Raw genomic sequence first — 14695 nt, 5'->3', positions numbered from 1 at the left:
CCTGCGCAGAGCGTCACCGGCGGGTCGCACCGCGGGTCAGGGGAGCGTGAGCACCTCCGCGCCGCGTTCGGTCACGACGAGCGTGTGCTCGAACTGCGCGGTGAGCGAACGATCGCGGGTCACGACGGTCCAGTCGTCGGCCCAGACATCCCACTCGATCGAGCCGAGGGTGAGCATCGGCTCGATGGTGAAGACCATGCCGGGCTCGATCACGGTGTCGTACTGGGGCGCGTCGTAGTGCGGGATGATGAGCCCCGTGTGGAACGCCCGCCCCACTCCGTGCCCGGTGTAGTCGCGGACGACGCCGTAGCCGAACCGCTTCGCGTACGCCTCGATGGCGCGGCCGATCACGTTCACCTGCCGACCGGGGGCCACCGCGCGGATGCCGCGGGCGAGCGCCTCGCGCGTGCGCTCGACGAGCTGCGACGCCTCGTCGCTCGCGTCGCCCACGAGGAACGTGTGGTTGAGGTCGCCGTGATACCCGTCGAGGTACGCCGTGACGTCGAGGTTCACGAGGTCGCCGTCGACGAGCACGGTGTCGTCGGGGATGCCGTGGCAGATCACCTCGTTGACCGAGGTGCACGAGGACTTCGGGTACCCGCGGTACCCGAGCGTCGACGGATACGCGCCGTGGGAGACCACGTACTCGTGCGCGATGCGGTCGAGTTCGTCGGTCGTGACCCCCGGGCGGATGGCGGCCGCGGCCGCCTCGATCGCCTGCGCGGCGATGCGCCCGGCCGCGCGGATCTTCTCGACCTCGTCGGGGGAGTACCGGTCGCCGCCGGTGTTCTGCGCGGGCGCCGCGCGACCGACGTACTCGGGGCGGGCGATCGAGGACGGAACCGGGCGTGTGGGCGAGAGTCGTCCGTGAATGAGGTGGCCAGCGGCATCCTTCGGCATAGGATCAGCCTATGGCCGAGGACATCGAACACCGTTTCTGGTACAACCTCAAGACGGGCGCCGTCGAGCAGGGATTCGTCTCGCCGTCGGTCGATCGGGCCGGCCCGTTCGACACGCGCGAAGAGGCCGAGCACGCGCTCGAGAAGCTCCGCGCGAACAGCGCCAAGTGGGATGCCGACGACGCAGCCGACGACTGATCGCCGATGAGCGGTTCCGGCGTCCGCCGTTCGGGCGGAGTCGGACTCACTCGGAGTCGGACTCACTCGGGTCGGGCTCACCGGAGGCCGTCACGCGGAGGCCGCGCTCACGCGGAACCGAGCTCACTCGTAACTGTGCTCGGGGCTCGGGTACTCGCCCGCCGCGACGTCTTCGCGCCACTCGACGGCGGCCTTGCCGAGGATGCCGGCGAGATCGGCGTACTGGCGCACGAACTTCGGCACGCGGCCGACCGTGAGGCCAGCCCAATCGGTCCACACGAGCAACTGCCCGTCGGTGTGCGGTCCGGCTCCGACGCTGATGGTCGGGATGTCGAGGCGTTCGGTCACCTGGCGCGCCGCGTCGGAGGGCACCATCTCGAGCACGACGGCGAACGCACCGGCATCCTGAACCGCCTCCGCGTCGGCGAGCAGCTGCTGCACGGCATCGCCACGACCCTGGATGATGTGGCCGCCGAGCCCGTGCTCGCTCTGCGGTGTGTATCCGATGTGCGCCATGACGGGGATGCCCGCCTGCACGACCCGTCGGATCTGCTCGGCGCTGCGCACCCCGCCTTCGAGCTTGACCGCGTGCGCGCCCGTCTCCTTCATGAAGCGGATCGCGGTGTGCAGCGCCTCCTCGGGGCCGACCTCGTACGAGCCGAACGGCATGTCGGCGATCACGAAGGCGCGCTTGACGGCGCCCGCGACCGCGCGGGTCAGGGGGATGAGCTCGTCGACCGTGACCGGAAGCGTCGTCTCGTAGCCGAAGACGTTGTTTCCCGAGGAGTCGCCGACGAGCAGGAAGTCGATGCCGGCCTCGTCGAAGATGCGCGCGGTGAGCTGGTCGTAGCTCGTCAGCCCCGTGATCTTGATGCCGTCGCGCTTGGCGTTCTGGAAGTGCCGTGTCCGCACCCGCTTCGGGCCGCCAGGAGCAGCTCCGCCGCCGTACGGCGTGGTCTCGGTCACCGGTTCGGCCTGCCCGGCCGGGTTCGTCGCGCCGCTGTTCGCGGCGTCTGGCGTGGCGGGGTGTGCGTGCTGCTCGGACATGATGGCAGTCTGGCACACGCGCCCGCGGCCAACGCCCCGACGAGCGCCCGCTTACCGCTACCCTGAGAGGAGCGAGAGAGGGTGTGGATGGACAAGCAGCGTGACTTCGTTCTTCGGACGATCGAAGAGCGGGGGGTCAAGTTCGTCAGGCTCTGGTTCACCGACGTCGTCGGCACCCTCAAGTCGGTGGCGATCGCCCCTGCCGAGGTCGAGGGCGCGTTCACCGAGGGCATCGGCTTCGACGGCTCGGCCATCGAGGGCCTCAGCCGCACCTACGAGTCCGACCTGCTCGCCTATCCCGACCCCACCACGTTCCAGACGCTCCCGTGGCGCGGTGACATCGACCCGACCGGGCGCATGTTCTGCGACATCACGACGCCCGACGGCGAGCCGGCGGTCTCCGACCCCCGCAACGTGCTCAAGCGCACGCTCGCGCGCGCGGCCGATCGCGGCTTCACGTTCTACACGCACCCCGAGATCGAGTTCTACCTGCTGAAGTCGTCGAAGTTCGGCGAGGCCGGCCCCGAGCCGGTCGACTCGGCCGGCTACTTCGACAACGTTCCGGGCGGCACGGCGCACGACTTCCGCCGCCGTTCGGTTCGCATGCTCGAGGACCTCGGCATCTCGGTCGAGTTCAGCCATCACGAGGCGGGTCCCGGCCAGAACGAGATCGATCTCCGCTACGCCGACGCGCTCACGACGGCCGACAACATCATGACCTTCCGCACGGTCATCAAGGAGGTCGCGATCGAGCAGGGCGTCTACGCGACGTTCATGCCCAAGCCCTTCTCGCAGTTCCCGGGCAGCGGCATGCACACCCACCTCTCGCTGTTCGAGGGCGACTCGAACGCGTTCTACGAGGCGGGCTCGCAGTACCAGCTCTCGAAGATCGGCCGCCACTTCATCGCCGGCCTGCTGAAGCACGCCAACGAGATCTCCGCGGTCACGAACCAGTTCGTGAACTCGTACAAGCGGCTCTGGGGCGGCGACGAGGCCCCCAGCTTCATCTGCTGGGGCCACAACAACCGTTCCGCGCTCGTGCGCGTGCCGCTCTACAAGCCCAACAAGGGCCAGAGTGCGCGCGTCGAGTACCGTGCGATCGACTCCGCCGCCAACCCGTACCTCGCCTTCTCGCTGCTGCTCGCAGCCGGCATGAAGGGCATCGAAGAGGAGTACGAGCTGCCGGCCGAGGCCGAAGACGACGTGTGGGCCCTCACCGACAGCGAGCGCCGTGCACTCGGCTACAACCCGCTGCCCGCGAGCCTCGACCACGCGATCGAGTACATGGAGGAGTCCGAACTCGTCGCCGAGACGCTGGGCGAGCAGGTCTTCAACTACGTGCTCGCGAACAAGCGTTCCGAGTGGCGCGACTACCGCTCGCAGGTGACGCCGTTCGAGCTGCGGCGCAACCTCGAGATCCTCTGACGCGCCCAGGATGTCTCGCCAGGCGCCAACGCTCGGTCGACTGGCGCGTGCCGGTTTCGACGACCTGTCCGCCTCCGCGGCACGGCTCGGGTCGCTCGCGACGCTGACCGGACTCGACGAGGAGCACCTGCTCGTCGCGTTCGGCACCGCCGCAGACCCCGACGAGGTGCTGATCGCCACCGAGCGGCTCCTTGCACGCGCGCCCGACGAGGTCGCCGCGGTGCTCGCGCCCGCGGCCTCGGCCGAGCGCTTCGCCCGGCTGATCGGCGCGTCGCGCGGATTCGCGGACTTCCTGCTGCGGCATCCGTCGGAACTCGCACTGCTGCAGGAGGTGCCCGGTCCGCCGTTCTCGACCGACGAGGCCCGCGTGCTGCTGCTGGCGAGCGTCGAGCGCGCGTCGGCCGACCTCGCTGCCGACTTCGAGCGCGTCGCCGCGGCGTTGCGGGTGCGCTATCGCAGCCTGCTCGCGCGCATCGCGGTGTTCGACCTGACTCGAGTCGATGCGGTGGAGGCCGTCGAGACGGTCGCGGCCGGCCTCGCCGACCTCGCCGGTGCGACGCTCGACGCCGCCCTCGACGTCGCCCGCAGGTTCAGCTCGCGCGCCGAAGGCGCCCCTGCCGCACCCGGGCTGTACCCCGCAGCCGAGGTCGCGGCCTCCAGGCTCGCGATCATCGGCATGGGCAAGGCCGGCGCCCGCGAACTCAACTACGTCAGCGACGTCGACGTGATCTTCGTGGGCGAATCGGGCGACGAAGCGGTCGTCTCGAACGCGCGTGCTCTCGACATCACGACCCGGCTCGCGATGCTCACGATGCGCGCCATCGCCGAGCCGGGCGTCGAGCCTCCGCTCTGGGAGGTCGACCCGAACCTGCGACCCGAGGGCAAGGACGGCGCGCTCGTGCGCACGCTCGAGTCGCACCTCCAGTACTACGACCGCTGGGCCAAGAGCTGGGAGTTCCAGGCGCTGCTGAAGGCGCGCCCGCTCGCCGGCGACGCAGAGCTCGGCGCTCGGTATGCGGCGGGCGTCGCGCCCAAGGTGTGGACGAGCTCGAGTCGCGAGGGGTTCGTCGAATCCGTGCAGCGCATGCGCGAGCGCGTCACCGAGCACATCCCGGTCGACGAGGTCGGTGTGCAGTTGAAGCTCGGCCCCGGGGGCCTCCGTGACATCGAGTTCACGGTGCAGCTCCTGCAGTTGGTGCACGGGGCGTCGGATGCCGCGATCCACCAGGGCGGCACGCTGCCCGCTCTCGAGGCCCTCGCCGACAACGGCTACGTCGGACGCGAGGAGGCCGCCGAGTTCTCGCGCGACTACCGGCTGCTCCGCGTGCTCGAGCACCGCCTGCAGCTCGAGCGACTCCGGCGCACGCATCTCATGCCGCGCGACGACGCGGGTCTGCGCCGACTCGCACGCGCCTCGGGCCTTGCACCCGACGCCGACCGCCTCGGCGAGGTCTGGCAGGCGACCCGCCAGCGCGTGCGCGGGCTGCATGAACGGCTGTTCTACCGTCCGCTGCTCTCGGCGGTGGCAGCGCTCCCCGCCTCGGGGCTCGAGCTCACGAGCGAGCGCGCCGAGGCGCGCCTCGCGGCGATCGGCTTCCGCGACCCGCGAGGGGCGCTCGCGCACATCGGCGCGCTCACGTCCGGCGTCTCCCGGCGCGCGCAGATCCAGCGCAATCTCATGCCCGTGCTCATCTCGTGGTTCGCCGACGGCACCGACCCCGACTTCGGACTGCTCTCGTTCCGGCGACTGAGCGACACGCTCGGCACGACGCACTGGTACCTCGGCCTGTTGCGCGACTCCTCGGATGCCGCCCTCAACCTCACGAGGGTGCTCTCGGGCTCGCGCTATGCGGCGAAGATGCTCGAACGCAGCCCAGAGGCGGTCGCCTGGCTCGAAGACCTCGACGAGCTCCGCCCGCGGTCGCTCGATGCGCTCCGCGAGGAGTCACGGGCGGTGCTGCAACGTCATGCCGACCCGGCGGTGTCGGCGAAGATCCTCCGGGCGATCCGTCGTCGCGAGGTGCTGCGGCTCGCGTTGGCCGCGATCCTCGACGTCTGCACGGTGCAGGAGCTCGGCTGGGCGTTGAGCGACGTCACCGAGAACCACATCGCCTCGCTCGTCGGCGCGATCCGCGGCGAGCGTCCCGACGGCATCGAGTTCGCCGTGATCGCCATGGGGCGATTCGGCGGTCGAGAGCTCGGCATCAGCAGCGACGCCGACATCATCTACGTCTATCGGGCGACGGATGCCGAACCCGACGCCGCACATACGCAGGCGCTGCGCATCGTCGCCGAACTCGTTCGACTCAGCGAGGACGCCCGTCTGCCGTTCGAACTCGACGCCGACCTCCGCCCGGAGGGGCGCAACGGCGTCGTCGCCCGGTCGCTCGACGCGTATCGCGCGTACTACGCGCGCTGGTCGCTCACGTGGGAGGCGCAGGCACTGCTCCGCGCGCGCGGCATCGCCGGCGACGCTGGGCTGCTCGCGGACTTCACCGAGCTGGCCGACACCGTGCGCTACCCCGAGACGATCTCCGAGCGCGACGTCCGCGAGGTCAAGCGCATCAAGGCGCGGGTCGAGAACGAACGGCTCCCGCAGGGTGCCGATCCCACCCGGCACCTGAAGCTCGGCCGTGGATCCCTCAGCGACGTCGAGTGGTTCGTGCAGCTCGTGCAACTCGAACATGCGGCGGCCGTGCCGGCGCTCCGCACCACGTCGACGATCGCCGCGCTCGACGCCGCGGTCGAGCACGACCTCGTGTCCTCCTCCGACGCCGAGATCCTCCGGAGCGCCTGGGTCTTCGCCTCGCGCGCCCGTTCGGCGCTCACCCTGTGGCTCGAGCGCACGAGCGACGTGCTGCCCGTCGAGCGCTCGCAGCTCGAGGGCGTCTCGCGGATCATGGGGTATCCGCCCGGGTCGGCCTCGCAGCTCGAGAGCGACTACCTCGCCCTTACCCGGCGGGCACGAGCGGTCTTCGAGCGCGGCTTCTACGGCCTCGAGCCGCGGCGCGAGCCGACGACGAGCTGACCCGCCCGCCTCGCAGGCATCGTCTGGCGCAGCAGCCCGCGCTCCGCGGCATCCGTCCGACTCTGCCGACGGCGTCCGTTCGGGCATCCGCTTCCGCCCGCCCAGAAACGGCGGAACGGCCCGCATCGCCGAAGCGATGCGGGCCGTTCCTGTGGGGATCCGCGGGGGGTGCGGAGATCAGACGCCGTAGTAGAGCTCGAACTCGAACGGGTGCGGACGCTGAGCCAGCGGCTTCAGCTCCTTCTCGCGCTTGTAGTCGATCCAGGTCTCGATGAGCTCCTTCGTGAACACGCCGCCCTCGAGGAGGAAGTCGTGGTCGGCCTCGAGCGCGTCGAGCACGGCGTCGAGCGAACCCGGAACCTGCGGGATCGTCTTGGCCTCCTCGGGCGGGAGCTCGTAGAGGTCCTTGTCGACGGGCTCGTGCGGCTCGATGCGGTTCTTGATGCCGTCGAGGCCGGCCATGAGCTGCGCGGCGAACGCGAGGTACGGGTTGCCCGAGGCATCCGGAGCGCGGAACTCGATGCGCTTGGCCTTGGGGTTCGTGCCCGTGATCGGGATGCGGATGGCCGCTGAGCGGTTGCCCGCCGAGTAGACCAGGTTGACGGGAGCCTCGAAACCCGGAACCAGGCGGTGGTACGAGTTCACCGTCGGGTTCGTGAAGGCGAGCACGGCCGGAGCGTGCTTGAGGAGGCCGCCGATGTACCAGCGGGCGAGGTCGGAGAGACCGCCGTAGCCGGCCTCGTCGTAGAACAGGGGCTTGCCCTCGCTCCAGAGCGACTGGTGCGTGTGCATGCCCGAACCGTTGTCGCCGAAGAGCGGCTTCGGCATGAACGTGGCGGACTTGCCCCACTGCTCGGACGTGTTCTTGACGATGTACTTGAACTTCAGGATGTCGTCGGCCGCGTGCACCATGGTGTCGAAGCGGTAGTTGATCTCCTGCTGGCCGCCGGTGCCCACCTCGTGGTGCGAGCGCTCGAGGATGAAGCCGGCCTCGATCAGGTTCAGCGTGATGTCGTCGCGCAGGTCGGCCGTCTTGTCGACGGGGCTGACCGGGAAGTAGCCGCCCTTGTACGGGGTCTTGTTGGCGAGGTTGCCGCCCTCTTCGGTGCGACCCGAGTTCCAGGCGCCCTCGTCGGAGTCGACCGAGTAGAAGCTCGAGTGCTGGTTGACCTCGTAGCGCACGTCGTCGAAGATGTAGAACTCGGCCTCGGGGGCGAAGAACGCGGTGTCGGCGATGCCGGTCGAGGCGAGGTACTTCTCGGCCTTCTTGGCGACCTGACGCGGGTCCTTCGAGTAGATCTCGCCGTTGCGCGGGTTGTAGATGTCGAAGATCATCACCAGCGTGCGCGCGGTGCGGAACTGGTCGACGTACGCAGTCGTCACATCGGGGATGAGCTGCATGTCGGACTCGTGGATGTTCGCGAAGCCGCGAATCGAGGAGCCGTCGAAGAGCTGGCCGACCGTGAAGAACTCCTCGTCGACAGTCGACGCCGGGATGTTGAAGTGCTGCTGCACACCCGGGAGGTCGGTGAAGCGGATGTCGAGGAACTTGACATCCGTCTCCTTGATGAACTTGAGCACTTCAGAGGAATCACTGAACATGGGGTGGAATCTCCAAGGGGGCGAGTTGAACCGGCGAGGCCGGACGGACGTGCACAGCCGTAGTCGACCGTACCGAGTGGTGGTTACCCGACCGTGACGCCATTGTTTCAGACGTGTTACACGGCGGCCATCTCGGTAGAATCGACGGATGCCTGACGCGACCCCCACCACCTTCGGTCAACTCGAGCCGAGCAAGTGGCCCGGCGAGCGCCTCGGGCTGCCCGACGATGGCCCGAACTCCGTCGGCCGCATCGGGCGGCGCATCGCGGCGATCGCGATCGACTGGGGCGTCGCGATCCTGATCGCGCTGCTCTTCGCTCCCTACAGTTCTCTGCTGCATTCCTGGGTCACGCTCGGCATCTTCGTGCTCATGCAGATCGTGTTCATCCCGACCATCGGCGGCAGTGTCGGTCACCGGCTCATGGGCCTGCGGATTCTGCCGATCTCGGGCGGATGGGTGGGTCTCTGGCGCCCGATCGTGCGCACCGTGCTGCTCGCGATCGTCGTGCCCGCGCTCGTCTGGGACTCCGACCAGCGCGGATTCCACGACAAGGTCGCCGGCACGGTGCTCGTGCGGGCCTGACCCGTCGGACTCGGCCCGCCCGGCTTCCAGCGCCCCGACGACGCCGGCCCGCGGCATCCGGAATCGACCGGAACGCGTGAAACGACGAAGCGGCACCCGACCGAGTCGGATGCCGCTTCTCGGCGTGTGGGGGATCAGCGCATCTTGCCGCGCTGCGGGCGTGCCTTCATCGGGTCGATGCCCTTCGGGATGGGCAGCGAGGACTGGAGCGAGTTCAGGCGGTTCGACACCGCGAGCACCTCGGGCTTGGTCAGGGAGCGCTTGATCTTGCGCAGGGCTCCGGGCAGGCGGTGCAGTTCGATCGCACCGTCGTCGTGACCCACCGCGATGAGCGTGATCGGCACGTTCGGCAGCACGCGGGCGACCTTGCGCTTCTCGTCGTCGAGCATGCGCTTCGTGCGCGTCTGCGGACCCTCGCTGATGAGCGCGACGCCGCCGCGGCCGACGGAGCGGTACACCGCGTCTTGGGTCTTGCCGTTGACGGCGACCGGCATCTCGTTGCCGATCCAACCGCCGCGGAGGCCGCTGCGCAGGACTGCGCCGACTGCACCGGGCTGACCGTCGATCTGCGCGTACGCGGCACGCTCGGCGCGTCGGCCGAGCACGATCAGTGCGAGCAGCAGGCCCGCGAGCACGCCGGCCACGATCCAGAGTGCGATCGTGAAGCCGTTGCCCTCACTCAGCCAGAGCGCGAGCCCGAGCCCCACGAGGACGGGAGCGAGGAACACGAGCAGCATGAGCCACTGCGCGCTCGAGTCGTAGCGGCGGGTCATCTGGAAGACCTGCCACATCTGCTTCAGACGCCCTGGCTCCTTGGGAGCGGACGGATCCTTGGTGCGTGCCATGTGCACAAGGATACCGGCGCGAGGCGCCGCCTCCGACCGCGTTCACCGAGGGCGGAGGCGGCATCCGGATGTCTCAGCCGACCGCCTGCGCGAAGCCGAGCGAGGGGTCGGCCAGATGCGCCAGTTCGGCCGGCAGCGGCAGTCCCTTCGCGTGCATCGACTGCGCCCAGAGACGGCCCGCACGGTACGAGGAGCGCACGAGCGGCCCCGCGAGCACGCCGAGGTAGCCGATCTGCTCGGCCTCGGCCTTGAGCTCGATGAATTCCTCGGGCCGCACCCACCTGGCGACCGGCAGGTGCCGCGGGCTCGGACGCAGGTACTGGGTGATCGTGATGATGTCGGTGCCCGCCGCGTGCAGGTCGCGAAGGGCCTGGGACACTTCGGCGCGCTCCTCGCCCATGCCGAGGATGAGGTTCGACTTGGTGATGAGCCCCGCGTCACGGCCCTGCGTGATGACGTCGAGCGACCGGTCGTACCGGAATGCCGGTCGGATGCGCTTGAAGATGCGCGGCACGGTCTCGACGTTGTGCGCGAAGACCTCGGGTCGGGCGTCGAACACCTGCTGCAGCAGTTCGGGCTCGCCGTTGAAGTCGGGCACGAGGATCTCGACCCCGGTGCCGGGCGACTGGCGGTGGATCTCGCGGATCGTCTCCGCGTAGAGCCACGCGCCACCATCGGGCAGGTCGTCGCGGGCGACGCCGGTGACGGTCGAGTAGCGCAACTGCATGCGCTCGACCGACTCGGCGACGCGTCGCGGCTCGTCGACGTCGTAGTCGGCCGGTTTGCCCGTGTCGATCTGGCAGAAGTCGCAGCGGCGCGTGCACTGCGAACCGCCGATGAGGAACGTCGCCTCCCGGTCCTCCCAGCACTCGTAGATGTTCGGGCAGCCGGCCTCCTGGCAGACCGTGTGCAGGTCCTCGCTCTTCACGAGGCTCTGCAGTTGGCGGTACTCGGGCCCCATCTTCGCCCTGGTCTTGATCCACTCGGGCTTGCGCTCGATCGGCGTCTCGGCGTTGCGGACCTCGAGGCGCAGCATGCGGCGCCCGTCTGGAGCGGCGCTCATGCCGCGATCGCCGACTCGAACTCGAGGCGGAACGCCGTGGTCACAGCATCGACGAGGTGGGCCGGGGCGACCTCGCGACCGAGCTCGCGCGACACGGTGGTCACGCCGGCGTCGCGGATTCCGCAGGCGACGATCCTCGCGTACGGCTCGAGCGAGTTCGAGCAGTTGAGGGCGAACCCGTGCGAGGTGACGCCCTCGGCCACGCGGATGCCGATCGCGGCGATCTTGTTCTCGAGGCCGGGCGGGCCGACCCAGACGCCTGAGCGCCCGTCGACGCGTCGGCCGTCGACGCCGAGATCGGCGAGCACGCGGATCAGTATGGCTTCGAGTCGTCGAACGTAGCCGACGACGTCGACGGGTTCGTCGAGGTGCAGGATCGGGTAGCCGACGAGCTGCCCCGGGCCGTGCCAGGTGATCTTGCCGCCGCGGTCGACGTCGATGACGGGGGTTCCGTCGGTCGGTCGCTCGTCGGGCGCAGTGCGCTTGCCGGCGGTGTAGACGGACGGGTGCTCCAGGAGGAGGACGGTGTCGGGGCGTGAGCCCGCGACGACCGCGCGATGGACGGCGCGCTGAAGGTCGAGACCCTCGATGTACGGCACGGAGTTGGCGCTTAGCCCCGCGACGACGAAGTCGAGCATGCACCGAGTCTAGACACGGATGCCGCACCGTGCGGTCCGCCCATGGTCGGTGTGTGGAGGCGACCCGTCCTCCCCAGCCGAGGCGGAGGAGTGTTCTGCACCGGCGGTGCCGGTCGAGGCGGTTGACGGTGGGTTCCGGGGCACGGTTGGACGATGAGCGGTGGATGGAAGCGCAGCAGGCGTTCGCAGCGAGATGCAGGGCGGGCGGATGCTGCGGCAGCGGTCGCGGCAGATGACGGCTCGCTTGCGACGACCGGGTCGGGCATCGCCGGCTACCGGATGCTGCGTCGCATCGGATCCGGACGACGGGCCGAGGTGTTTCTCGCGGTCGCCGATCGATACGGCGCCGACGAAGCGCCGGTCTTCGTGCCTCACGGCGTCGACGGGGTGCATGTGGAGGAGAGCGAGGCGCCACCGCTCGTCGCCGTCCGGATCTACCGCGACGAGGTCGACGACGCGTCGGTGGCCTGCGAGATCGAAGCCATGCACGTCGTGCCGGACGCCGGGATGCCCGCACTGCTCGATGTCTCGGCCGCCGTGAACGGCAGCAGGGTCGCGGTCGTCGAACGCGTCGGCGGAGCCACGGTCGCGCAGCTGCTCCACGAGCGGAGCCTGGAACCCGGCGAAGCCGTGACGCTGGTCGCGCCGATCGCGGCCGGGCTCGCATGCCTCGCCGATGCCGGCTTCGTGCACGCCGGGCTCACGACGAGCGATGTCAAGCTCGACTCGAGCGGTCGACCGCGCCTGCTCGGCCTGGGCGGACTCGAGCGGGTTCCGATCGGAGCGGCCGAGGCCACGGCTGTCCGCCGCGAGGGGTCCGCAGCGCTCATCGAATACCTCGAGCAGGTCGTCGGCGCGGTGCGCCCCGCCGGCGTCTTCGACGGTCCGATCCGTCTCGCCAGGGCCGGCCTCGATGCCAGACCGTTTCGAGCCTTCGAGGCCGACCTCGAGCGCGCGATGTTCGCCGCGGCGTCACCGGCGCCGATCGCCGGGCTCCCGCCCGCGCGCGAGGTGCGCATTCCGGCGCGAGCCCTGGCGCCGCGACCAGCTGAGACCCCGATGGATCCCATGGCCCAGCCGTCGCGGAGCGGCCGGAAGCATTCACGAAGCGGTCTCGCCGCCGGCGTGCTCGAACTCGCCGAACTCCCTCCGCCAGTGCTCGAACGCCTGGCTGCGGCCGCGGACTCGGATCGGCTGGCGACGATCCGCCATCGGCTCTCCGACTGGGTCTCGACGCGACGCCGACCGGTCATGGTCGGTGCGCTCGTCGGGGCCGCCGCGCTCGTCCTGCTGCTGACGGCCGTTCCCTCGGCCGGCGCGGGGGAGCGGGGCACGGCCGATCGTCCGTCGGTCGCGTCGGCCGAGGGTGCCGGTGCCGCCGGCGCGGCTGCGGGTGCGGAGTTCGGGAGTGATGGTACCGACCGTGCGAAGACCGAGGCCGCCGAGACGGCCGGTGAAAATACTCCGGGCGACGATGCGTCCGCCGAAGCTGCGGCCGGTGAAGGTGGGGCCGGCAACGCGAAACTCGTGCCGGAGGACCCGATCGCGGCTGCGCAGGAGCTGCTGCAGGTGCGGGGATCATGCTTCGACGAGCTGGATCCCGCGTGCCTCGCATCGTACGTGCAGGCCGGTTCGCCGCTCGAGGAAGCCGACTGGAGCCGGATGCTCGCAGCCCGCGATGGCGGGCCGGGCATCCGGTCGCTCGACCCGACGCGGATCGAGGTCGTCACCGAGATGGGCGCGGCCGTGCTCGTCCGGGTGGTCGGCGTCGGCAACGACGAACCGGCCTCGCTCCTCATGGTGAGGAGCGAGGCCGGTTGGCGATTGCGCGAGATCTTCGACTAGATGCCGAGGTCGGCCTCGAAGTCGCCCGATTCGAGACGGTCCTTGACGGCCGTCAGGAAGCGTGCGGCGTCGGCGCCGTCGATGATGCGGTGGTCGTACGACAGGGCCAGGTAGACCATCGAACGGATCGCGATCGCCTCGGAACCGTCGGTGGTCACGACCACCGGGCGCTTCACGACGATGCCGGTGCCGAGGATCGCCGACTGCGGCAGGAACACGACGGGCGTGTCGAACAGTGCGCCGCGCGAGCCGGTGTTCGTCAGGGTGAACGTACCACCCGAGAGCTCGTCGGGCTTCAGCTGGTTGTTGCGCGTCCGGTCGGCCAGATCTGCGATCTGAGCGGCGAGGCCCGCGATGTCCAGTTCGCCCGCGTTGCGGATGACCGGTGTGAGCAGGCCGCGCTCGGTGTCGACCGCGATGCTGAGGTTCTCCTGGGCCGGGTAGACGATGGCGTCGCCGTCGACCGTCGAGTTGATGATCGGGAACGCTTGCAGCGCCTCGGCGGTCGCCAGCGCGAAGAAGGGCAGGAAGCTGAGCTTGTTGCCGGTCTTGGCGAGGAAGTCGCCCTTGACCTTGTCGCGCAGGCGCGCGACCTTCGTCACGTCGACCTCGACGACCGAGGTGAGCTGAGCGGTCGAGGTCATCGACACGACCGCACGCTCCGCGACGACCTTGCGCAGGCGCGTCATCGGAACGGTGGTGCCGCGCAGCGGCGACGCCTCGAGCGGGGTGCGTGCCGGGGCGGCCTCGGCAGCCGGAGCCGAATGCGCCGAGATGACGTCCTGCTTGCGGATGCGACCGCCTACACCGGTGCCGGTGACGCTGGCGAGGTCGACGCCCTGCTCGTTCGCGAGCTTGCGCACGATCGGCGTGACGTAGCCGGGAGCGCCGGCGTGCGAGCCGGACGCCGCGGGGGCGGCCGGGGCAGCAGGTGCCGCGGGAGCGGCCGGTGCAGCGGCGGGGGCCGGAGCAGCGGGTGCAGCCGCCGGCGCTTCCGCCGGAGCAGCGGGTGCAGCCGCCGGCGCTTCCGCCGGAGCCGGCGCGGCGGGTGCCTCGACCGGAGCGGGAGCCGCCGGAGCAGCCGCGGGTGCCTCGACCGGAGCCGGAGCAGCAGGTGCCTCGGCGGGCGCGGTGGGGGCCGCCGGAGCCTCGGCCGCCGGAGCCTCGGCGACCGGTGCCGCGACGGGCTCGGGCGCAGGCTCGGCGGCCGCTTCGGCGGGAGCCGCTTCAGCAGGTGCCGCTTCGGCCGGAGCCGCTTCGGCGGGTGCCGCAGCGGCGCTGCCGTCGCCGATCGTCACGAGTGCGGTGCCGACCTCGACGGTCTCGTCCTCCTGGACGAGGATCGCCTCGATGACCCCCGCGACGGGCGACGGGATCTCGGTGTCGACCTTGTCGGTCGAGACCTCGAGCAGCGGCTCGTCGACCTCGACACGGTCGCCGACGTTCTTCAGCCAGCGGGTGACCGTGCCCTCTGTGACACTCTCACCGAGTGCCGGGAGGCTGACGGATTCGCTCATGCGCT

Annotated in this window: 12 protein-coding genes; 5 read left to right on the top strand and 7 right to left on the bottom strand. The window is 70.1% G+C overall.

The genetic code is table 11. The annotated features are described in order from the left end of the window. Window positions 1-36: 36 nt before the first annotated feature. The gene (gene map / locus ATC03_RS10465; protein WP_067876571.1) at window positions 37-900 is read right to left on the bottom strand and encodes a type I methionyl aminopeptidase; all 864 of its coding nucleotides are present in this window, start codon (window positions 898-900) and stop codon (window positions 37-39) included. Window positions 901-911: 11 nt separating this feature from the next. Here map and ATC03_RS10460 point away from each other — a divergent pair, with 11 nt between their 5' ends. Continuing rightward, on the top strand, window positions 912-1097 hold the full coding sequence (locus tag ATC03_RS10460; protein ID WP_067876568.1) for an SPOR domain-containing protein: 186 nt from the start codon (window positions 912-914) through the stop codon (window positions 1095-1097). Window positions 1098-1220: 123 nt separating this feature from the next. Here ATC03_RS10460 and panB read toward each other — a convergent pair whose 3' ends face one another. Then, complete coding sequence (gene panB, locus ATC03_RS10455) at window positions 1221-2144, bottom strand: 3-methyl-2-oxobutanoate hydroxymethyltransferase (RefSeq protein WP_084003428.1); 924 nt, start codon at window positions 2142-2144, stop codon at window positions 1221-1223. Window positions 2145-2231: 87 nt separating this feature from the next. Here panB and glnA (ATC03_RS10450) point away from each other — a divergent pair, with 87 nt between their 5' ends. Continuing rightward, entirely contained in the window at window positions 2232-3569 is a 1338-nt protein-coding gene (gene glnA / locus ATC03_RS10450; protein ID WP_067876565.1) for a type I glutamate--ammonia ligase, read from the top strand. A 10-nt stretch (window positions 3570-3579) separates the two neighbouring features. Next, the gene (locus tag ATC03_RS10445) at window positions 3580-6597 is read left to right on the top strand and encodes a bifunctional [glutamine synthetase] adenylyltransferase/[glutamine synthetase]-adenylyl-L-tyrosine phosphorylase (RefSeq protein ID WP_067876563.1); all 3018 of its coding nucleotides are present in this window, start codon (window positions 3580-3582) and stop codon (window positions 6595-6597) included. Window positions 6598-6774: 177 nt separating this feature from the next. Here the strand turns inward: ATC03_RS10445 and glnA (ATC03_RS10440) are convergent, their stop codons facing one another. Then, window positions 6775-8199: a type I glutamate--ammonia ligase gene (gene glnA / locus ATC03_RS10440; RefSeq protein WP_067876560.1), complete on the bottom strand. Its 1425-nt coding sequence runs from the start codon at window positions 8197-8199 to the stop codon at window positions 6775-6777. Between the two features lie 148 nt (window positions 8200-8347). Between glnA (ATC03_RS10440) and ATC03_RS10435 the strand changes: the two genes are divergently transcribed. After that, window positions 8348-8782, top strand: coding sequence for an RDD family protein (locus ATC03_RS10435; RefSeq protein ID WP_067876557.1), 435 nt, complete (start codon window positions 8348-8350; stop codon window positions 8780-8782). Window positions 8783-8916: 134 nt separating this feature from the next. Here the strand turns inward: ATC03_RS10435 and ATC03_RS10430 are convergent, their stop codons facing one another. The 3 genes from ATC03_RS10430 to lipB all read right to left on the bottom strand — a co-directional run bounded on the left by ATC03_RS10430 (window position 8917) and on the right by lipB (window position 11328). Next, window positions 8917-9627, bottom strand: a complete 711-nt coding sequence (locus ATC03_RS10430) for a DUF4191 domain-containing protein (RefSeq protein ID WP_067876554.1) — start codon at window positions 9625-9627, stop codon at window positions 8917-8919. 73 nt (window positions 9628-9700) lie between these two features. Continuing rightward, complete coding sequence (gene lipA / locus ATC03_RS10425) at window positions 9701-10690, bottom strand: lipoyl synthase (RefSeq protein WP_067876551.1); 990 nt, start codon at window positions 10688-10690, stop codon at window positions 9701-9703. Beyond that, window positions 10687-11328, bottom strand: coding sequence for a lipoyl(octanoyl) transferase LipB (gene lipB / locus ATC03_RS10420; RefSeq protein ID WP_067876548.1), 642 nt, complete (start codon window positions 11326-11328; stop codon window positions 10687-10689). Before lipB ends, lipA begins: the two co-directional genes overlap by 4 nt. Window positions 11329-11481: 153 nt before the next feature. Here lipB and ATC03_RS10415 point away from each other — a divergent pair, with 153 nt between their 5' ends. After that, the gene (locus ATC03_RS10415) at window positions 11482-13173 is read left to right on the top strand and encodes a serine/threonine-protein kinase (RefSeq protein WP_152030919.1); all 1692 of its coding nucleotides are present in this window, start codon (window positions 11482-11484) and stop codon (window positions 13171-13173) included. On the opposite strand, the gene sucB is transcribed toward ATC03_RS10415, so the two are convergent. Next, window positions 13170-14690, bottom strand: coding sequence for a 2-oxoglutarate dehydrogenase, E2 component, dihydrolipoamide succinyltransferase (gene sucB, locus ATC03_RS10410; protein WP_067876542.1), 1521 nt, complete (start codon window positions 14688-14690; stop codon window positions 13170-13172). The genes ATC03_RS10415 and sucB overlap by 4 nt on opposite strands. Window positions 14691-14695 lie beyond the last annotated feature (5 nt).

This window comes from Agromyces aureus (genome assembly GCF_001660485.1).
In the GTDB taxonomy this organism is placed as follows: Bacteria; Actinomycetota; Actinomycetes; order Actinomycetales; family Microbacteriaceae; genus Agromyces; species Agromyces aureus.
Note: the sequence above shows the minus strand (reverse complement) of the source record. Positions and strands in the feature narration are given on the sequence as shown.